The sequence below is a fragment of the Actinomadura sp. 3N508 genome, from assembly GCF_044326375.1.
Taxonomy (GTDB): Bacteria; Actinomycetota; Actinomycetes; order Streptosporangiales; family Streptosporangiaceae; genus Spirillospora.
Window position 1 is genome coordinate 40,865 of the sequence record NZ_JBIRAX010000014.1, and the last position, 18,585, is coordinate 59,449.

General features: G+C 72.2%; 19 protein-coding genes. 6 read left to right on the plus strand and 13 right to left on the minus strand.

Features of this window, described 5'->3' with window-relative positions; translation table 11 throughout:
* Positions 1–65: 65 nt before the first annotated feature.
* A complete protein-coding gene (locus ACH34S_RS36520; RefSeq protein WP_395957471.1) occupies positions 66–731 on the plus strand; it encodes a TetR family transcriptional regulator in 666 nt (221 codons plus the stop codon).
* 15 nt (positions 732–746) lie between these two features.
* Here the strand turns inward: ACH34S_RS36520 and ACH34S_RS36525 are convergent, their stop codons facing one another.
* Together ACH34S_RS36525 and ACH34S_RS36530 are read right to left on the minus strand one after the other, a co-directional pair.
* A complete protein-coding gene (locus tag ACH34S_RS36525) occupies positions 747–1,919 on the minus strand; it encodes an acyl-CoA dehydrogenase family protein (RefSeq protein ID WP_395957472.1) in 1,173 nt (390 codons plus the stop codon).
* Positions 1,919–3,031 (minus strand): acyl-CoA dehydrogenase family protein, encoded by a 1,113-nt coding sequence (locus ACH34S_RS36530; RefSeq protein WP_395957473.1) that lies wholly within the window; start codon positions 3,029–3,031, stop codon positions 1,919–1,921. Before ACH34S_RS36530 ends, ACH34S_RS36525 begins: the two co-directional genes overlap by 1 nt.
* 192 nt (positions 3,032–3,223) lie before the next feature.
* Between ACH34S_RS36530 and ACH34S_RS36535 the strand changes: the two genes are divergently transcribed.
* The 3 genes from ACH34S_RS36535 to ACH34S_RS36545 all read left to right on the plus strand — a co-directional run bounded on the left by ACH34S_RS36535 (position 3,224) and on the right by ACH34S_RS36545 (position 5,842).
* The gene (locus tag ACH34S_RS36535) at positions 3,224–3,850 is read left to right on the plus strand and encodes a TetR family transcriptional regulator (protein WP_395957630.1); all 627 of its coding nucleotides are present in this window, start codon (positions 3,224–3,226) and stop codon (positions 3,848–3,850) included.
* Between the two features lie 138 nt (positions 3,851–3,988).
* Positions 3,989–5,431: a S1 family peptidase gene (locus tag ACH34S_RS36540; RefSeq protein ID WP_395957474.1), complete on the plus strand. Its 1,443-nt coding sequence runs from the start codon at positions 3,989–3,991 to the stop codon at positions 5,429–5,431.
* A 177-nt stretch (positions 5,432–5,608) separates the two neighbouring features.
* Complete coding sequence (locus ACH34S_RS36545) at positions 5,609–5,842, plus strand: DUF397 domain-containing protein (protein WP_207934073.1); 234 nt, start codon at positions 5,609–5,611, stop codon at positions 5,840–5,842.
* Between the two features lie 46 nt (positions 5,843–5,888).
* Here ACH34S_RS36545 and alc read toward each other — a convergent pair whose 3' ends face one another.
* From alc to uraD, 9 genes are read right to left on the minus strand one after another with little or no spacing between them, the layout of a single operon-like run.
* Positions 5,889–6,917 (minus strand): allantoicase, encoded by a 1,029-nt coding sequence (gene alc, locus ACH34S_RS36550; RefSeq protein WP_395957475.1) that lies wholly within the window; start codon positions 6,915–6,917, stop codon positions 5,889–5,891.
* On the minus strand, positions 6,914–8,203 hold the full coding sequence (gene allB / locus ACH34S_RS36555; protein WP_395957476.1) for an allantoinase AllB: 1,290 nt from the start codon (positions 8,201–8,203) through the stop codon (positions 6,914–6,916). The genes alc and allB overlap by 4 nt, the downstream gene beginning before the upstream one ends.
* 1 nt (position 8,204) lies before the next feature.
* Positions 8,205–10,517, minus strand: a complete 2,313-nt coding sequence (gene pucD, locus ACH34S_RS36560) for a xanthine dehydrogenase subunit D (RefSeq protein WP_395957477.1) — start codon at positions 10,515–10,517, stop codon at positions 8,205–8,207.
* Complete coding sequence (locus ACH34S_RS36565; RefSeq protein WP_395957478.1) at positions 10,517–11,863, minus strand: 8-oxoguanine deaminase; 1,347 nt, start codon at positions 11,861–11,863, stop codon at positions 10,517–10,519. The genes pucD and ACH34S_RS36565 overlap by 1 nt, the downstream gene beginning before the upstream one ends.
* Positions 11,860–12,345: a (2Fe-2S)-binding protein gene (locus ACH34S_RS36570; protein ID WP_395957479.1), complete on the minus strand. Its 486-nt coding sequence runs from the start codon at positions 12,343–12,345 to the stop codon at positions 11,860–11,862. The genes ACH34S_RS36565 and ACH34S_RS36570 overlap by 4 nt, the downstream gene beginning before the upstream one ends.
* The gene (locus ACH34S_RS36575) at positions 12,345–13,223 is read right to left on the minus strand and encodes an FAD binding domain-containing protein (RefSeq protein WP_395957480.1); all 879 of its coding nucleotides are present in this window, start codon (positions 13,221–13,223) and stop codon (positions 12,345–12,347) included. Before ACH34S_RS36575 ends, ACH34S_RS36570 begins: the two co-directional genes overlap by 1 nt.
* Before the next feature lie 12 nt (positions 13,224–13,235).
* Complete coding sequence (gene pucL, locus ACH34S_RS36580) at positions 13,236–14,114, minus strand: factor-independent urate hydroxylase (RefSeq protein WP_395957481.1); 879 nt, start codon at positions 14,112–14,114, stop codon at positions 13,236–13,238.
* A gap of 4 nt (positions 14,115–14,118) precedes the next feature.
* A complete protein-coding gene (uraH, locus tag ACH34S_RS36585) occupies positions 14,119–14,436 on the minus strand; it encodes a hydroxyisourate hydrolase (RefSeq protein ID WP_395957482.1) in 318 nt (105 codons plus the stop codon).
* Positions 14,433–14,888, minus strand: coding sequence for a 2-oxo-4-hydroxy-4-carboxy-5-ureidoimidazoline decarboxylase (gene uraD, locus ACH34S_RS36590; RefSeq protein ID WP_395957483.1), 456 nt, complete (start codon positions 14,886–14,888; stop codon positions 14,433–14,435). Before uraD ends, uraH begins: the two co-directional genes overlap by 4 nt.
* 110 nt (positions 14,889–14,998) lie before the next feature.
* On the opposite strand from uraD, the gene ACH34S_RS36595 reads away from it, so the two are divergent.
* Complete coding sequence (locus ACH34S_RS36595; RefSeq protein WP_395957484.1) at positions 14,999–16,498, plus strand: PucR family transcriptional regulator; 1,500 nt, start codon at positions 14,999–15,001, stop codon at positions 16,496–16,498.
* Positions 16,499–16,508: 10 nt separating this feature from the next.
* Positions 16,509–16,919, plus strand: coding sequence for a hypothetical protein (locus ACH34S_RS36600; protein ID WP_395957485.1), 411 nt, complete (start codon positions 16,509–16,511; stop codon positions 16,917–16,919).
* Positions 16,920–16,932: 13 nt separating this feature from the next.
* On the opposite strand, the gene ACH34S_RS36605 is transcribed toward ACH34S_RS36600, so the two are convergent.
* Both ACH34S_RS36605 and ACH34S_RS36610 read right to left on the minus strand, forming a co-directional pair.
* On the minus strand, positions 16,933–17,793 hold the full coding sequence (locus tag ACH34S_RS36605) for an alpha/beta fold hydrolase (RefSeq protein ID WP_395957486.1): 861 nt from the start codon (positions 17,791–17,793) through the stop codon (positions 16,933–16,935).
* 30 nt (positions 17,794–17,823) lie between these two features.
* Positions 17,824–18,555 (minus strand): Clp protease N-terminal domain-containing protein, encoded by a 732-nt coding sequence (locus ACH34S_RS36610; protein ID WP_395957487.1) that lies wholly within the window; start codon positions 18,553–18,555, stop codon positions 17,824–17,826.
* Between the last annotated feature and the right edge of the window lie 30 nt (positions 18,556–18,585).

Here is an 18,585-nt window from a genome sequence, read left to right on the forward strand (position 1 = left end):
CATCTCACGACATCGGTCACCTGGTGACACTTGGCTGGGGTGCACCGGCTGGCTACACTTCGCACATGACCGCGACCGCCCCCGAGACCGGTTCCGCCGGTCCCGGACCCCAGCCCCCGGGCCGGCGCGAACGCAAGAAGCAGCGCACCCGCGAGGCGCTCGTCGACGCCGCGTTCGCCCTCTTCGCCGAGAAGGGCTTCGACGCGACGACCGTCGAGGAGATCGCGGACGCCGTGGACGTCTCGTCCCGCACGTTCTTCCGCTACTTCGCCTCGAAGGAGGACGTCGCGCTCACCTTCCAGGAGGAGCAGCTCCGCGCCGTCCTGGCGGCGCTGGCCGCGCGCCCCGCCGACGAACCGATCATGACGGCGCTGCGCCGCACCGTGGTGGAGATCGCCAGCGCCAGCGAGCGCGGCGAACTCGGCTTCGACCCCGAGCGGTTCACCTGCATGTTCGACATGGTGAACGAGAGCCCGGCCCTCATGGCGGGCAGCCTGGAGCGCGCGCAGAAGAAGCAGGCGCTGATGACCGAGGTCATCGCCGAGCGGCTCGGCATCGACCCCGCCACCGACCTGCGCCCCCATGTCATCGCCGCCGCCGCGACCTGCGGCTTCCAGGCCGCCACCGACGCGTTGCGCCGCTACCCCCGCGCGTACGGCTCGATCTCCGAGACCGTCGACCGGTGCTTCGCCATCCTGGAGAACGGCTTCGAGGAACCGCCGCGGTCCTGACGGGCGCGGCGGGGGTCAGCGGGGTGCGCGGGGCAGGCCGAGGCCGATCATCGCGATCAGCTCGCGCTGGATCTCGTTGACGCCGCCGCCGAACGTCAGCACCAGCGCGCCCTTCGCGAGCCGGTCGGCCGCCTCGATGAACTCCGCGGTCTCCGGGTCGCCGGGGTCACCGTGCCGGGCGAGGACGTCGCCGACGATCCGGCCCACCTCCTGCACCCGCTCCGAGGCGTAGATCTTGGTGGCGGACGCGTCCGGGGCGCCGAGCCAGCCGAGATCCTGGTTCGCGGCGACCTGCCAGTTCAGCAGCTCGTTCACGCGCAGGTAGGCGTGCACCCGCGCGACCGCGCGGCGGACGCCGGGCGTCTCGATCAGCGGCGCCCCGTCCGGCCCGGCGGTGCCGCGGGCCCAGCGCTCCAGCCGGACGTGCACGTGCCCGATGTTCCCGGCCGGGCCGAGCGTGACCCGCTCGTGGTTGAGCTGGCTGACGATGAGGTCCCAGCCCTTGTTCAGCTCGCCGATCAGCATGTCCGCCGGGACGCGGACGTCCTGGAAGTAGGTCGAGTTGGTGTGGTGGCGGCCGTCCATCGTGATGATCGGCGTCCAGGAGAAGCCGGGGTCGGCGCAGTCGACGATGAACATCGAGATGCCCTTGTGCTTCTTCGCGTCCGGGTCGGTGCGGGCGGCGAGCCACACGTGGTCGGCGGTGTGCGCGGCGGAGGTGAAGATCTTCTGGCCGTTGACGAGGTAGTGGTCGCCGTCCCGGACGGCGGTGGTGCGCAGCGCGGCGAGGTCGGTGCCCGCGCCCGGCTCGCTGTAGCCGACCGCGAAATGGCACTCCCCCGCGAGGATGCGCGGGATGAATCGCTCCTTCTGCGCGTCCGTCCCGTACTGCAGGATCGTCGGCGCGACGGAGTTCAGCGTGATGAGCGGGTAGGTGACCTCGGCGCGGGCGATCTCGGTCGCGAAGATCGTCTGCTCGACCGGGCCGTAGCCGCGGCCGCCGTACTCCTTCGGCAGCGCGACGCCGAGCATCCCGTCGCGGCCGAGGCGGCGGCAGTGCTCCAGGTAGGCGGGGCCGAACGGGTCGTCCATGATGGCGGCGCGCTGCTCCGCGTCCAGGCAGTTCTCGAAGTACTCGCGCAGCTCTGCGCGCAGCTTCTTCTGCTCGTCGGTCAGGTCGATGAACATCACGCCTCCTGCAAATAGAGCTCGCCGAGAGCGTCGAGGGTGTCGTCGGCGCCGCCGAGCAGGTGCGCGCACTGCTTGCCCCAGGCGAAGTAGCGGTGCAGCGGATACGTGACGTCCAGGCCGATGCCGCCGTGAAGGTGCTGGCACGTGTAGAGCGCCTCCACGACGGGGCCGCAGGCGTTGAACGAGGCGACGGCGAGGACCTCGTCGGTGTCGGCGGCGCCCTCTGCGAGCCGCCACACGCCCGCCCAGACGGCCACGTCCAGCGCGCGCTTGGCGATGTAGACGTCGCCGATCTGCATGGTGACCGCCTGGAACTGCGCGAGGACGCGGTCGAACTGCTCGCGCGTCTTGACGTACTCCTTCGTCAGCTCCAGCGCGCCTTCGATGACGCCGGACGCGAGCGACACCGCCCCGGCGACGGCGGTGCGGCGCAGGGTGTCCCAGGCGGCGCCGTCGGCGGTCCCGCCGAGCAGGGCGTCCGGCCCGACGCGGACGCCGTCGAGCGCGACGCGCGACAGCGGCTCGGTCGTCGCGGACGGCTGCCGCGTGATCGTGACCGCCGCGGGCTCCACGAGGAACACGCCGATCCCGTCGCCCTCGACACGGGCGGGGATAAGGATGCGTGATGCCTCCCGCGCGTACGGCACGAACGTTTTCACACCGTCGAGGACGAACCCGTCGCCGTCCGGTCGCGGCCGTGCCGCCGCCGTGACCCGGCCGGGCGGGCCGAGCTCGCGGTAGGCGCCCGTCAGGACCGTCTCCCCTTCGATGAGCGGGCCGAGCAGTTCGCGCTGCCCGGCGGTGCCGTGCCGCGCGATCGGGACGGCCGCGAGCGCGAGCGACGCGTACACCGGAACGGGAGCGACCGTCGCGCCCACCTCCCGCAGGAGGACGGCGAGCCCGACCGGCCCGAGTCCCGCGCCGCCGGCTTCCTCCGGCAGGACGGCGCCGAGCAGCCCGGCGCGGGCGAGGGCCGTCCAGGTCGCGGCGTCGTACGGCGCGCCGCCCCGCTCGAACGCCTCCAGCCGCTCCCGCGCCGCCTCGCGGGCCAGCAGGCCGGCCGCGAGGCCCTGGAGCTCCCGCCTGGGCTCGTCGAGGTTGAAGTCCACGCAACCGCCCCCTTCCGGACAACGCGAAAGTAGAACAGATTCTAGTCTGTGTCCAGGGGGCGGGCATTAGGTGACGCGGGCACGCCAGGTCGGTTTGATAACACGTTCTTGTGCGGGTTGTATCCTTGGGGGGACGCGCCGGATGATCGACCGACCGCTGAGAAGGGAACGCCCGTGACCGCAGAGCCGACAATGCCCGGGGACGAGGCCCGGGGGCAGGCGGCCGGCCCCGCGCGGCAGGCGGGGGTGCGCTCCCGCAGCCAGCACCAGCGGCGCAAGCGTATCGTCCAGGCCGCCGCGGCGCTCGCGTCGCGCGGCGGCATCGAGGCCATGCAGATGCGCACCGTGTCCGAGCGGGCCGGCGTCGCGCTCGGCACCCTCTACCGCTACTTCCCGTCCAAGATGGACCTGGTCGTCGCCGTCGTCGGCGAGGAGCTCGACCTCCTCGAAGGCAGCATCGAGCGCCGCCCGCCGCGCGCCGGGGACCCGCCGCAGCGCGCGGTCGAGGTGCTGATGCGCGCCACCCGCGGGCTGATGCGCGAGCCCGAGCTGGCGGAGGCGCTGATCCGCTCGCTGCTGCTGTCGGACGTCAAGACCGACTTCGGCGAGCGGATGACCGGCCTGCTGCTGCGCGCCGCGTCCGCCTCCCCGGACGGCGGTGTCGATATCCCCGCCGACGACCCGCGCCGCCTCGTCGCCCGCGCGCTCGCCGGGATCTGGACGATGGAGATGATCGAGATGCTGCGCGGCAACGCCACCGCCGAGGAGATCCAGGCCCGGCTGGAGATCTCCGCCGCCCGCCTGCTCATCGACGCCTGAGCGCGTTCGAGTCCAACAGAATCAACATTGAAATACCACTTGTAAGCGATTTATTGCTGCGGTTTATACGCCGCTCTACAGTCCCGGCATTGGGCGCCCAAACCTCTCCCAACCCCCACCCCCAAACAGGAGAGCCACATGGCCCGCAAACACCTGCTGCTGGGCATCACGGCCGGGACCTGCCTGGCCGCGGCGCTGGCGACCCCAGCGCTCGCGGACACGGCGTCCCCGGCGGCTCGGCAGCAGCCCGCGGCAACGACGCCGCGGCCCGCCGGACCGATCGGAAAGACAGCCGCCATCCAGAAGAACCTCCGTGTGTCGCTCGGAGCCGAGTTCGGCGGCGCCTGGGTGAAGAACGGTTCCCAGGTCGTCGTCGCCACCACCGACGCCTCCACCGCCACCGCGATCAAGGCGGCGGGTGCCCAGCCCAAGGTGGTGAAGTACAGCGAACGCCAGCTCGGCGGCGAGCTGGCGAAGCTGAACAGGCACTCCCGCTCCGCCGCGAAGTCCGTGACCTCGTGGTACGTCGACGCCGAGAGCAACACCGTCGTCGTCAACACCTCCAGCCCGGCCGCGGCGAAGCGCTTCCTGAAGACCAGCGGCGTCAACGCGTCCGCGGTCCGGATCGTCCGGTCGGCGGAGAAGCCCCGCCTCGTCCACGACATCATCGGCGGCGAGCGGTACTGGACGACCCAGTACGGCTGCTCCGTCGCGTTCGCCGTCACCGGCGGATTCATGACGGCCGGGCACTGCGGCGGCACCGGCGAGACGACGGAGGGCGCCAACCGGGTCGCGCAGGGCACGTTCGGCGGCTCCTCGTTCCCCGGCAACGACTACGCATGGGTCGACACCAACAGCCAGTGGACGCCGACCCCCAAGGTCAACAGGTACGACGGGACCTACGAGACGATCCTCGGCGCGACCGAGGCGCCCGTCGGCACGCAGGTGTGCCGGTCGGGCGGCACGACCAGCACGCGGATCTGGTGCGGCCCCATCCAGCAGCGGAACGCGACCGTCAACTACCCCGAGGGCACCGTCACCGGCCTGATCCGCGCCAACGTCTGCGCCGACCCCGGCGACTCCGGCGGCGCGCTGTTCACCCAGACGGGCGGGCAGGCGCAGGGCATCACGTCCGGCACGTCCGGCAGCTGCAACAACGGCCAGGACAGCGGTGACCAGACCTGGTTCAACCCCGTCGGCGAGGTCCTGCAGATCCTCGCGCAGAACGGCCGCGAGCTCATCACCGAGGACGACGGCGGTCCGGGCCCCGGCACCTGCGACGGCTACCAGACCCGGGTGACCGACTCGCTGACGTCCGGCGCCAGCGACTACCAGCCCTCCGGCGACTACACCACGACGGCGACCGGCGCGCACACCGCGTGCCTCGACGGCCCCGACGGCGTCGACTTCGACGTCTACCTCCAGAAGCTGAACGGGACCACCTGGCAGACCGTCGCCTTCTCGATCAGCCCGACCCCCGACGAGACCATCAACTACACCGGCACCGCCGGCACCTACCGGTACCGCGTGCACGCCTACAGCGGAGCCGGCGACTACACCTTCGGATTCAGCAAGCCATAACCACACTGTCGCCAGCCTGATCTTCCCCGGCCGTCCCTCCCCAATCTGGACGGCCGGGGATGCCTTCGTTAGTACCCTGATGCATCGTCAGCGCCAGGACGATCCCCGGCCGGCGCCGGGTGCGAATCGGCCGGATCCAGGACGAGCCGGCCGGATCCAGGATGAGAAGGTGTGCCAGTGACCGAGCAGGAACCGATCCTCAGCGACGGGGTCATCATCGAGTTCGTCGATGGCAAGGACGTCCCCGTCCAGCACAAGGACTTCGGTGAGCGGGCCGTCGTCATGCGCGACGCGAAGAACCCCGAGGGCCCGATCCTCTACTTCACCGAGGCCGAGTGGGACGCCTTCATCGCGGGCGTCAAGGACGGCGAGTTCGACGACCTTCTGGAAGACCCCACCGAGGCTTCCTGAACCAGGATGTGCATGCCCCCGGCGCTGTTCTCGCCCGGGGGCATGCTCATGCGCGGGGTCGCGGGCCGCTGGTGAGCGCGTCCCAGCGGGCGGTGAGGTCGCGTTCGGCGTCCGGGGCGAGGTCGCCGAGGAGGCGGAGCCGGGCGATGCCGCCGTCCGGGTGGATGTCGAGCCGGACGCTGGTGACCTCGGGCGACGGCGACGCGAGCCGGAAGCGGTGCCGGGTGTCGGGCTGCAGGCGGGTGCGCGGGATGAGCGTCAGCGGCGGCGCGGACGGGCTACGGTCGTCGAAGCCGGACAGCGCGAACTCGGCCGGGGCGTTGAACTTGAGGTTCGTGGTGTCGATCTCGGCCAGCCTGATGACGCCGGGAGCGGCGAGGCGGATCAGGGCCCAGTCGTGGCCGCCGTCGCGCCGCCGCGCGGTCTCCCAGCCCTCGGCCTGATTGCGCGCCTTCCCGGGATGCAGCATGTTGTCCGGCGACGAGTAGAACATGTCGGAGCATTCGACGACGCGGGCGCCGTTCTCCAGCGCGGCCAGGTCGACCGTCAGCCCGGTCAGGAACTCGGGGTTCGGGACGACGTCGCCATGGACGCGGAGCCGCGCGATGCCGCCGTCCGGGAACATCGCGAGCCGGACGTGGGTGAACACGCGACCGGTCTCGGCTGCGGGGAACGCGTGGGCGGTGTCGCCTTCCAAAGGGCTCCTGGGGACGATCTCGACCCAGTCGGCGTCCAGCAGCTCGGCGGGTGACGGGTGGCCGTCCGCGAAGCACGCCTCGACGGAGGCGTGCGGCGGGAAGTTGCCCTTGAACCAGGCGGTGTCGATGACGACCCCGGCGATCCTGCCCGGGAGGCCGAGGCGGATCAGCGCCCAGTCGTGACCGCCGCCGCGCCGCCGGGCGGTCTCCCAGCCGTCGTACTCCTGCCCCTTCGGCCCGAACGTCTCCGGCCTGAACGCGGGCGCCCACGGGTTGAGAAGGTTCTCCTTGGCCGCGAACGACTCGTCGCTCGCGGCGATCACCGAGCCGCCGAGGGTGCGGACGGCCAGGTCGGGCAGTGCGGTGAAGCCGGTCATGACGCGTCCGGCCGGCTGAGGAGGCGCCCGGCGGGCGCGTCCGTGACGGGCGCGCCCCGCAGCCAGGTGGCCTGGACGACCCCGGCCAGCGTCCGGCCCTCGTAGGGGGTGATGGGATGGCGGTGGTGGAGGGCGGCGGGGTCGACGGTGAAGGTCTCGTCGGCGGCGAACGCGACGAGGTCGGCGTCGTTCCCTGCGACGATCCCGCCCTTGCCGGGGACGCCCGCGAGCGCCGCCGGGCCTTCGGACATCCAGCGGACGACGTCGTGCAGGCCGTGGCCGCGTGCGCGCGCCGCCGTCCAGACGGCGGGCAGGCCCAGCTGGAGCGACGAGATCCCGCCCCACGCGGTGGCGAAGTCGCCGCGCTTCAGCTCGGGTGTGCAGGGCGAGTGGTCGGTGACGACGCAGGAGATGACGCCCGAGGCGAGGCCCTGCCAGAGCAGTTCGCGGTTGGCGGCGTCGCGGATGGGCGGGCAGCATTTGTGCGCCGGATTCCGGGCGTCGTCCGCGGAGAGGGTTAGGTAGTGCGGGCAGGTCTCGGCGGTGACGGGGAGCCCGTCCGCCCGGGCCTTCGCCAGGACGTCCAGGCAGTCGGCGGCGGACAGGTGCAGGATGTGGGCGCGCACGCCCGTCTCCTCCGCCAGCCGGACGACCTGCTCCACGGCGAGGCGTTCGGAGGACGCCGGACGGGAGGCCAGGAATTCCGCGTACCCGCCGCCGGACGGCGCCGTCAGCGACGCCGGGTCTTCTGCATGAACGATGACCAGACCACCAAAAGCGGCGATCTCGCGGAACGCCGCCCGCATCTCCTCGTGTCCGAGCGGCGGGAACTCCGGGACACCGGAGTCGGAGGTGAAGCACTTGAACCCGAACACGCCCCGGTCGTGAAGCTCGCGCAGCGAGGCGAGGTTGCCGGGGACGGCACCGCCCCAGAACCCGACGTCCACCCTGCACGCGCCCTCCGCCGCCTCGCGTTTCGCCGCGAGCGCGGCCGGGTCGACGGTCGGCGGAAGCGAGTTGAGCGGCATGTCGATCAGCGCGGTGACACCGCCCGCCGCGGCGGCGCGGGTCGCGGTGGCGAAGCCCTCCCATTCGGTGCGGCCCGGCTCGTTGACGTGCACATGGGTGTCGACCAGGCCGGGCAGCAGCGCGACATCGCCCAGGTCGATCCCGGTGCCCGCGTAGGGGGTGATCGCGGTGATGCGGCCGTCGCGGGCGGAGACCGTGGCGGGACGCTCGCCGTCCGGCAGCACCGCCCGGCGCGAGCTGATCACGAGATCGTCCACGTCAGGCCCCCTGGACGATGTGCTCCGGCCGGACGGGCACGCGCCCGAGCGCCCGGCCCGTCGCGGCGCGGAGCGCGGCGACGATCGCGGGCGTGGACGACAGCGTCGGCGGCTCGCCCGCCCCGCGCAGCCCGTACGGCGCCTCCGGATCGGGGTTCTCCAGGATGTCGAGCCGCATCGGCGGCATGTCGAGGATCGTGGGGATCAGGTAGTCGGTGAAGGACGGGTTCCGGACGACGCCGTCCGACACGACGATCTCCTCCATCACCGCGAGCCCGAGGCCCTGCGCGGAGCCGCCGTGGATCTGCCCCTCCACGCCCGTCCGGTTGATGATCTTGCCGACGTCCTGGACGGCGGCCAGCTCGACGACCTTGACGAGCCCGAGGTCGACGTCCACGTCCACGACGGCGCGGTGGACGCACAGCGCGAGCTGGGTGTGGCTGCGTCCCTGCCCGGTGACCGGGTCCATCGCGGTGGTGGGCCGGTGGTGGTACTCGCGGGTCTCCTCGATGACGGCGTCGCCGAGGACGTCCTCGATCGTGCCGAGCACGCCGCCCGCCCGCGAGACGATCTTCCCGCCGGCGACGGCGAGGTCGGTGCGGCCGCCGAAGCGCCGGGCCGCGAGGGCGAGCAGCTCCGCGCGCACCGCCTCGCAGGCCGTCTTGACCGCGCCGCCCGACATGTACGACTGGCGGGACGCGCTGGACGACCCCGCGTCGCCGACCCGGTTGTCGGCGGGCGCGATCGTGACCTTCTGGACGCCCAGCTCCGTCCGCGCGATCTGCGCCTGGATCGTGACGAGCCCCTGCCCGACCTCCGCCGCCGCGGTGTGCACCAGCGCGGTCGCCTCGCCGCCGATGACCTCCAATCGGACGCGGGCCGTGGAGTAGTCGTCGAACCCCTCCGAGAAGCAGATGTTCTTGATCCCGACGCCGTATCCGATGCCCCGCACGACGCCCTCGCCGTGCGTCGTCTGCGACACCCCGCCCGGCAGGTTCCGCAGGTCGGACGGGTCGAGCGGCGGCGGCAGCGGCATCGCCTCCAGCCGGGTCAGCATGTCGGCGAGCGGCGCCGGGGACTCGATGACCTGCCCGGTCGCGAGCCTCGAACCGCGCGAGACGGCGTTGCGGCGGCGGATCTCGACCGGGCCGAGCCCGCAGGCCGCGCCGAGCCGGTCCATCATCGACTCGTAGGCGAAGCACGCCTGGACGGCCCCGAACCCGCGCATCGCGCCGCACGGCGGGTTGTTGGTGTAGACGCCGTACGCGTCGATCCTGATGTTGGGGATCTCGTACGGGCCGACGCCGAGGGAGGCCGCGTTCCCGACGACGTTCTTCGTGGACGAGGTGTACGCGCCGCCGTCCAGGACGATCTCGACGTCGGCGTAGAGCAGGCGTCCGTCGGCCGTGGCGCCGTACTCGTACCGCATCAGCGCGGGATGCCGGTGGACGTGCCCGAAGAACGACTCGTACCGGTTGTACGACATCTTCACCGGTTTGCCGGTGTGCAGCGCCAGCATCGCCGCGTGGATCTGCATCGACAGGTCCTCGCGCCCGCCGAACGCGCCGCCCACGCCCGCGAGCGTCATGTGGACCTGCTCTTCGGCGAGGCCGAGGCACGGCGCGATCTGCTTGAGGTCGTTGTGGATCCACTGCGTCGACACGTACAGGTCGATGCCGCCGTCGTCGGACGGGATCGCGAGCCCGGCCTCCGGCCCGAGGAACGCCTGGTCCTGGATGCCGACCTCGTACTCGGCCGTGACGACGACCTCGGCGCCGGCCTTCGCCGCGTCGACGTCCCCGACACGGACGGGCTGGTGGCGGGTGATGCCGCCGAGATCCTGGACCTTCAGCCGCTCCGGGTCGGCGATCACGGCGCGCGGGTCGGTGATCGGCTCCAGGACCTCGTAGTCGACGCCTATCTTCGCCATCGCCCGGCGGGCCGTCTCGGGATGGTCGGCGGCGACCAGCGCGACCGGCTCGCCCTGGTGCCTCACCTGGTCGATCGCCAGGACGGGCTGGTCCTCGGTGTGGTCGATGCCGAACATCTTCCGGCCCGGGACGTCCTCGTGGGTGAGGACGGCGCGGACGCCGGGCAGCGCGAGCGCCGGGCCGATGTCGATCGAGCGGATCAGGGCCCGGGGATGCGGGCTGCGGAGCGTCGCGCCCCACAGCATCCCGTCCATCCACAGGTCGGACGCGTAGGCGAACTCGCCGGCGACCTTGAGGGTCCCGTCCGGGCGCAGCGGGCTCTCGCCCACCCCGCCCAGCCCCGGCGCGGCCACGTGACCTGGGGTTTTCACCGGTGCGGCCATCAGAGCACCTCCTCGGCGAGCTGCATCAGGCGGCGGTGGGCGGCGGCGCCGCGGCGGGCGGCCTCGTCCTGCGGGACGGTGACGAGCGTGTCGCCGTCGACGATCGTCCGGCCGCCGATGAGGAGGCGCCGCAGCGGCGGCGCCGGCCCGAACGCGAACGCGACGACCGGGTCGTCGACGGCGGCGCGGAAGCCGTCCATCCGCCACAGCGCGATGTCGGCGAGCTTGCCCGGTTCGAGGGAGCCGAGCTCGCCGTCGCGGCCGAGGCAGCGGGCCCCGCCGAGCGTCGCCATCTCCAGCGCCTGCCGCGCGGACAGCGCGGTCGGCCCGTAGCGGGCGCGCTGCATGTAGATCGCCTGGCGCAGCTCCCCCGCCAGCGGGACGAGTTCCGCCGACGCCGACCCGTCCACGCCGAGGCCGACCGCCGCGCCCTCCGCGAGGAGGTGCGACACGCGGGCGATCCCGGCACCGAGGCGGGCGTTGGAGCTGGGGCAGTGCGCCGTGCCGGTGCGGGTCTCGGCGAGCCGCTTGACGTCGGCGTCGTGCAGGTGGACGCAGTGCGCGAGCCACACGTCCGGGCCGAGCCAGCCGATCGACTCCATGTACTCGGCCGGGGTCATGCCGAACTGCTCCGCCGTGTGCTCCTCCTCGTCCAGCGTCTCGGCGAGGTGGGTGTGGAGCCTGACCCCCTTGGCACGCGCCAGTTCCGCCGATTCCAGCATCAGCTCTCGGGTGACGCTGAACGGCGAGCAGGGCGCGACGGCCACGCGCAGCATGGAGCCGGGCGACGGGTCGTGGTACCGGTCGATCGCGGCCTCGGTCTCGGCGAGGATCGTGTCGAGGTCCTCGACCACCTCGTCCGGCGGGAGGCCGCCCTGCGAGGCGCCCCGGTCCATCGAGCCCCGGCACGGGTGGAACCGGACGCCGATCTCCCGCGCCGCCTCGACCTCCGCCGCGAACAGGTCGCCGCGTCCCTTCGGGAACAGGTAGTGGTGGTCGCTGGAGGTGGTGCAGCCCGACTTGGCGAGCCAGCCGAGGCCCGCGCTCGCCGCACCGGACACGACCTCGGCGTCCATCCTCGACCACGGCTTGTAGAGCGTCGTCAGCCACTCGAACAGCGTGCTGTCGACGGCGAGGCCCTGGCTCGCCCACTGGTAGAGGTGGTGGTGCGTGTTGATCAGGCCGGGGGTGGCGAGGCAGCCGGTCCCGTCGATCCGCTCGCCGTCGCGGGCGGGGGCCTTGCCGGGGCCGACGGCCGTGATGCGGTCGCCGTCGATGACGATGTGGCCGTCCGGGTACTCGTCGCCGGAGACGGTGACGACATGCGCGTTCTCGATGATCGTCATCGCGCGGCCGCCTTCCGCTCCGCCGCCAGGCGCACCGCGTCCAGGATCTTCTCGTAGCCGGTGCAGCGGCACAGGTTGCCCGCGAGCGCCTCGCGAATCTCGGCGTCGGTCGGTGCGGGGTTCCGCTCGATCAGGTCGTGCGTCTGGACGATCAGCCCCGGCGTGCAGAACCCGCACTGCACGGCCCCGGTCTCCAGGAACGCCTCCTGGACGGGGTCGAGCCGCTCATCGCCCGGCGTACCTTCGGCCAGGCCCTCGACCGTCCGGACGTCCCGTCCCTCCGCCTGACCGGCCGCGACCAGGCACGCGCAGGCCGGAACGCCGTCCAGGTAGACGGTGCAGGAGCCGCATTCGCCCTGCTCACAGGCGTTCTTGGAGCCGGGCAGGCCCATCCGCTCGCGCAGCATGTAGAGCAGGCTCTCGCCCTCCCACACGTCGTCCACGACCTCGTGCGAGCCGTTGACCGTGACGTTCACGCGCATCACGAGGCCTCCTTCCCTGTCATCCCGCCGGTGTGGTCGCGCCAGGCCCAGGTCAGGGTGCGGCGGGCCATCACCGACAGGGCGTGCCTTCGGTAGTCGCCCGTCCCGCGGACGTCGTCGATCGGCGAGGCCGCTTCGGCGACCAGCTCCCCGAACCGCCGCGCCGCCGATTCGCGGAGCGGGCCGAGGCCGTCCCAGTCCAGTTCCCGTGCGATGAACTCTTCGGCGGCCGGGGCGCGGCGCGGTGTCGGCGCGGCGGAGCCGAGGCCCGTCCCGACGCGGCGCTCGGCCGGATGCAGCGCGATCGCGAACGAGCACACGGCGATCACCATCGCGTTCCGGGTGCCGATCTTGGCGAAGTACTGCGGGCCGGACGCGGGCGCCGTCCAGAACGCGCGGATCAGCTCGTCCGGTTCGAGGGCGTTGCGCTTCACGCCGGTGAAGAACTCCGCGACCGGGATCATCCGGACGCCGCGCGCCGCCGACTCCGCCTCGATCACCGCGCCGGCGGCCAGGAGCGGCGGATGGCCGTCCCCGGCGGGCGAGGCCGCGCCGAGGTTGCCGCCGATCGTGCCGCGGTTGCGGATCTGCGGCGAGCCCACCGTCCGGGACGCCTGCGCAAGGCCGGGCAGGGTCCCGCCCAGTTCCGTGATCAGGCGGGCGTACGGGACGGCGGCGCCTACGCGGAGCCGTCCGTCCGCCATGTCCCAGGCCGTGAGCTCGCGGATGCTCGTCAGGTCGAGCAGCGCCTCCGGCCGCCGCTCGTCGAAGTTGATCTCGACCATGACGTCGGTGCCGCCCTGGAGCGGCAGCGCGCCCGGCAGTTCCGCCTTCGCGTCGAGCGCTTCGCGCCAGGTCGCCGGTCGCAGGAATTCCATCGCTCTCGATCCCTATTCCCAGGCGGACGCCGCGTGCGGCGCGTCGTCGGTGAGGACGGTGCCCTCGATCAGCCCGTACGGGCGGTCCGCCACGAAGTACACCTCGTTGTCGTTGTCCATTCCGAAGGGCTCCAGATCGACGAGGAAATGATGCTTGTTGGGCATCGACAGGCGTATCTCGCACAGCTCGGGCCGTTCGTCCAGGACCCGGCGGCCCATCTGGAAGAGCGTCTGCTGAAGGGACAGGCTGTGCATTTCGGCGAACGTGTGCAGCAGGTGGTGGCGAGCGGCGCGATAGGAGTCGTCCCAGTTGCCGGTTCCGGTGCTGCGGTGGCGCCATCGGGCGGTGACGGCCGTCGCGAGGATGCGGTCGCCGGTCGGTTCGAGCGTCGTGTACTCGTCCCGTACGAACCCGTGGAATTCGCTGCCCGTCGATTTGAGGACCACCAGGTCTTCCAGGCCGGAGACGACCGATTCGGCGCCGCCGTCGCCGTCGCTGTGGACCAGCGCCGTCCGGACCTCGCCGCCGTTCCGGACGAACGAATGCCCGCCCGTGATGCGATCCCACGAATACTCGTGGATCTCCACGCGGGCGTGAGTGATCGTCGGCTGGGAGTCCACGAAATGGCGGGCCAGCAGGAGCCCGAAGTCCTCGATCGTTTCGATGCCGTGCTTCCTGGCGAACGCGAACACGGTGTTCTTCTGGCTGTCGGTCGGCAGGACGGCCGCGTTGTCGCCGGTCAGGTGCGTGTCCTCCATCGCGCCGGAGAGGGCGATGCTGACGTTCACGTCCTTGATCCGGTGCAGCGCGTCCGGCGTTCCGGAACGGGTGACGCGGACGACGCGCGTCTCCGCCTTCCCGTAGCGGTTGGGTCCCAGCACGATGCCCATGGCGCTAGCTCCCTCGGTAGGTCGAGTAGGCGAACGGGCTGATCAGCAGCGGGACGTGCAGGTGCCGCCCGGGGTCGGTGATCGTGAACGCCACGGTGACCTCGGGATAGAAGTCCGACAGTCCGGACGTGTCGAACACCAGGCGGTAGATCCCGGCGCTCGGCTCGGTGCCCCATTCCCTGATGCGGCCGTCGTCATCGGTGCGGGCGGCGGCGAGCGTCGTCCACCCGGTGCCGTCCGCGTCGCGGCGCTCCAGCCGGACGGTCGTCCCCGCCGCGGGCAGCCCCTTCGCCGCGTCCAGCACGTGCGTCGAAAGACTCACGGTCTCCACTCCCCCGCCAGCTTGGCCAACCGAAGATCCACGATCTTCGCCAGTTCCCTCCGGACGACGGCCCGCTCGGCCTCGACGTCGTTGCCCAGGCGCTCCCGGAGGTCGCCGAGCATGGCGCCGGCGGTGCGGCCCGTCGCGCAGATCAGGAACACGTGGCCGAAACGGTCCTCATAGGCTCGGTTCCCCTCGATGAGGGCGGCACGCACGTCCAGCGCCGCGTCGTCCATGCCTGATTGTTCGGCCCGTGACCAGCCGCCGACGCGGTCGCCGATGCGGGGATGGGCGGCGAGTGCCTCCTCCACGTCGGGCCATTCGAGGTCGTCCAGCGCCGCGGCCCCGGCGTCGCGCAGTTCGGTCAGGTCGCGATAGCGCCGTCCGGCGACCGCCTTCACCCAGCGGTGGGACGCGCAGCACGCGAACAGGTCCGCCTCCGTGAATCGCACCGCGCCTCCCTCGTTGCATGCAGTACACACAGTCGCCCGTGCGCTGGTCGAGAGACAGGACGTCCGAACTGTGCTGCCCTCCGGCCCCGACCCTTTGTAGGTTGCTACATGTGAAGCTGCGCGCCCTGCTCGCCATGCCCGAACTGCGGCTCGAAGTCGTCGTCGGGGATGACGCGGGGCTGGACCGGCCGATCCGCTGGGTCGTCACCACCGACCTCCTCTACCCCGGCCGCTACCTGCGCGGACGGGAACTGGTCCTCACCGGGCTGGTCTGGCGGTCGGGCCCCGCGGACTCCGAGACCTTCGTCCGCGCCCTCGCCGACGCCGGCGTGTCGGGCCTCGCGGCCGGGGAGTTCGCCCTCGGCACCATTCCGGACGATCTCGTCGACGCCTGCCGCCGGCACCGGCTCCCGCTGTTCACGGTCCCCGAGGACGTGGCGTTCGCGACGGTCACTGAGGAGGTCGTCCGGCACCTGTCCGGTGCCCGTGCCGCCGATCTGACCGCCGTCCTGGACCGGCACCGGCGGCTCGTGGAGGGCACCGGGCTCGGCGCCGTCCTCGACCTGGTCGGCCGCGATCTCGGCATGCGCTGCCACGTCCTGACCGCCACCGGGCGGCTCGTCGCCGGTCCGCCGCTTCCCGGCGCCGACGACGCGGCCGCGCTGGCCGGGGCCTTTCTCCGCGCGCCGCGCCTGCCGCGGTACGCGGCCGGTCCGGACGCGTCGGTCTTCCCGGTCGGCGAGGGCGCCGTGTGCCGGGCGGCCGACTGGTTCGTCGCGTGCGAGGGCGACTTCGCGGACTGGCCCGCCGAGCGCCGCGCCCTCACCGGCGAGCTCGCCGCCATCGTCGCTCTCGAACGGGCCCGGCTGGACGACCGGCTGAGCGCCGAGGGCCACCGCGCCCAGGAGATCGTGACCGCCGTCGCCGCCGGGGGCGCCGGAGAGCTGGAGAAGCACGGGGTGCCCGCCGGTGAACCGGTGGTCGCGGTCGCCGCCGCCGGCCGCGACGGGATGGGCCTGGGCGAGGTGCGCACGATCCTCGCCGAGATCCTGCCGGGGGCGCGGCCGGTGCTGGGCCTCGTGGACGACGAGGTCATCGGCCTCATCCCCGCTGCGGCCGGCGCCGACGTCGCCGGCGCGATCGAGGGCGCGCTGAACGCGTTGGAGCCCGGCCTGCCCCGCTCCGGTATCGCGGTCGGTGTCAGCGCCACGGCCGAGGCGCCCGACCTGCGCGGCATCGTCGAGGAGGCCCGCCAGGCGCGGCGGCTCGCGGCCACCCGTTCTCCGGCCGCCGTGTGCGTCGTCCGGCATGACGAACTCGCGACCCATGTTCTGCTGCTGGCGAGCGTTCCCGATGACGTCCGGGAGATGTTCAGGGTGCGGCTCCTGGATCCGCTGCATGCCTATGACGAGGTCCACGGCGCCGACCTCGTCCGGACCTTGGAGACGTTCCTGCGGCATTCCGGGTCCTGGGCGCGCACCGCCGAAGAGCTCCATTTGCACGTCAATTCGGTGCGCTACCGGATTCAGCGCGTCCAGGACCTGACCGGCCGTGACCTGTCGCGCCTTGAGGATCAGGTCGACTTCTTTCTGGCCCTCCGGCTCCGGTAGGAAGGCGGCAATGAATCACCAGAGCGATGATCCGCCGTCCGGACGGTGGAGAACGACGATCGACGCCCTCGCCGCAAGCCTCGCCGCCCACCTCGGCCAGCCGGTGACCGTGGTGGGCGCGTCCGAGATCGACGACGGGTTCTCCTGCCTCGTCCGGGGCCCGGAGCCGTCCGGGCCGTCCTTCCAGGTGGCGTGGGAGGGGGTCCTCGGTATGCAGGTCATCGACGGGAAGCCGGACGTCGGCGTCTCGCTGTTCCTCTACAGCCGAGGTCGCCGCCTGCGGCTCGACGACCAGCCCGGCAGCTATCTGGAGATCGTCTACGAAGGCCCCTTCGACGGCTCGGGAACCTGGCGCGACCTCGGCTGGCTCCAGGACGACTTCGGCGAGTTCGACGCCCACGACCATTACGGCGGCGGCTGATCGCCGGCGAGGTTCAGGAGGTGTGGCGGAGGAGGGCCGGGACGATCGTGTCCCACGCCCGCCGTGGCAGCTCGTTGCCCATTCCCGGGATGGTCAGCAGTTCGGCGCCCGGGATCTCGGCGGCGAGCGCCTCGCCGTTTCCGAGGGGGAAGAACGCGTCGTCCTCGCCGTGGATCACGAGGGCCGGCGCGGTGATGTCGCCGAGCCGCTCCCGCCAGCGGGGCCCGCTGTCGAGGGCGGCGAAGGCGGTCGCCATCTGGTCGGCGCGGTGCGCCTTGCCCGGGTCGGGGGCGGCGGGCGTCCGGTCGTAGATCCGTTCGATGTGCGCGCGGGCTTCGGCCTCGTCGAAGGACGGCCCGGAAAGGTGCCGGGCGCTCTCGACCATGAAGCCGACCACGGAGGCACGGTCCGTCCAGTCGACCTCGGGCGGGTTCATGATGTGGGCCATCAGCTCGGGCGCGTGCTCGGGCAGGTCGGCGTCGTTCGGGCCGGGCGCGGTGGGCCGGGTGGCGATCAGCGTGAGCGTGGTGACGCGGGCTGGGTGGTCCAGGGCGAGGAGCTGCGCGATCCAGCCGCCGACGCCGAAGCCCACGACGTGCGCGGACGGCAGGTCGTGGGCTTCGAGGACGCCGGCGGCGTCCGCCACCAGGTCGCGGAGCGTGTAGTCCGGGGCCTCCGGGTCGGCGGGCGCGGACCGGGCGGTGCCGCGCAGGTCATAGCGGACGGCGAACCTGCGCAGCGCGGCGATGCGCCCGCAGAGGTCGTCGGGCCAGGTGAGCATCGTGTTGCCGATCAGAAGGACCGGCGCGTCACCCGGTTCGCCGAACGTCTCCGCGCACAGTTCCACCCCGTTGGCCTTGATGAGTTTCTCCATGAAGGGTTGGACTGCCCCGGCGCCCGAAACTCATCCCTCCTGCTGGGCGACGATGGCGGCCAGGGCCTCGGTGATGTGCGCTTCGGCGGCCGCCTTGTCGATGCCGAGGCCGGACAGGACGCCGTCGCCGTCCTCGAACTCCAGGAGCGCGAGGAGCATGTGCTCGGTCCCGACGTAGTTGTGGCCGAGGCGGAGGGCCTCGCGGAAGGTCAGCTCCATGGCCTTCTTGGCGTCCGCGTCGTAGGGGATGAGGTCGGGGACGTCGTCCGCCTCGGGCGGGAGCGCCGCGGTGGCGGCCTGCCGGACGTCGTCGAGCAGGACGCCCTGCGCGAGGATCGCCTTGGCGGCGAGCGCGTTCGGCTCGGACAGCAGGCCGAGCACGATGTGCACGGGCCGGATCTGGTCGTTGCCCGCCGCCTTGGCCTCGGTCATCGACGCCATGACGACGTCGCGGGCCCGCGCGGTGAACCGGGAGAAGCCCTGGGACGGGTCGAGGTCGGGGGCCTCGCCCTTCGAGACGAAGCGCTTCTGCGCCGCCTGCTTGCTGACGCCCATGCTCTTGCCGATGTCCGTCCAGGACGCGCCGGAGCGTCTGGCCTGGTCGACGAAGTGGCCGATGAGATGGTCGGCGACCTCGCCGAGGTGCTCGGCGGCGACGACGGCGCTGGTGAGCTGTTCGAGGGCGTCGGTGTGGACCTTCTTGATGGCGTTGATCAGGTCGTCGAGGCGGACCTGACCGGAGGGCTGCACGGGTTCGGTCATGCGTCAACCATAGGTTGACGATCGGGCCCC

What these genes read in the sequence shown, in the direction of transcription:
- ACH34S_RS36520 (WP_395957471.1), top strand. Translation starts at nt 66, where the DNA reads ATGACCGCGACCGCCCCCGAGACCGGTTCCGCCGGTCCCGGACCCCAG.
- ACH34S_RS36525 (WP_395957472.1), bottom strand. Translation starts at nt 1,919, where the DNA reads ATGTTCATCGACCTGACCGACGAGCAGAAGAAGCTGCGCGCAGAGCTG.
- ACH34S_RS36535 (WP_395957630.1), top strand. Translation starts at nt 3,224, where the DNA reads ATGCCCGGGGACGAGGCCCGGGGGCAGGCGGCCGGCCCCGCGCGGCAG.
- ACH34S_RS36540 (WP_395957474.1), top strand. Translation starts at nt 3,989, where the DNA reads ATGGCCCGCAAACACCTGCTGCTGGGCATCACGGCCGGGACCTGCCTG.
- alc (WP_395957475.1), bottom strand. Translation starts at nt 6,917, where the DNA reads ATGACCGGCTTCACCGCACTGCCCGACCTGGCCGTCCGCACCCTCGGC.
- pucD (WP_395957477.1), bottom strand. Translation starts at nt 10,517, where the DNA reads ATGGCCGCACCGGTGAAAACCCCAGGTCACGTGGCCGCGCCGGGGCTG.
- ACH34S_RS36565 (WP_395957478.1), bottom strand. Translation starts at nt 11,863, where the DNA reads ATGACGATCATCGAGAACGCGCATGTCGTCACCGTCTCCGGCGACGAG.
- ACH34S_RS36570 (WP_395957479.1), bottom strand. Translation starts at nt 12,345, where the DNA reads ATGCGCGTGAACGTCACGGTCAACGGCTCGCACGAGGTCGTGGACGAC.
- ACH34S_RS36575 (WP_395957480.1), bottom strand. Translation starts at nt 13,223, where the DNA reads ATGGAATTCCTGCGACCGGCGACCTGGCGCGAAGCGCTCGACGCGAAG.
- pucL (WP_395957481.1), bottom strand. Translation starts at nt 14,114, where the DNA reads ATGGGCATCGTGCTGGGACCCAACCGCTACGGGAAGGCGGAGACGCGC.
- ACH34S_RS36600 (WP_395957485.1), top strand. Translation starts at nt 16,509, where the DNA reads ATGAATCACCAGAGCGATGATCCGCCGTCCGGACGGTGGAGAACGACG.
- ACH34S_RS36605 (WP_395957486.1), bottom strand. Translation starts at nt 17,793, where the DNA reads ATGGAGAAACTCATCAAGGCCAACGGGGTGGAACTGTGCGCGGAGACG.
- ACH34S_RS36610 (WP_395957487.1), bottom strand. Translation starts at nt 18,555, where the DNA reads ATGACCGAACCCGTGCAGCCCTCCGGTCAGGTCCGCCTCGACGACCTG.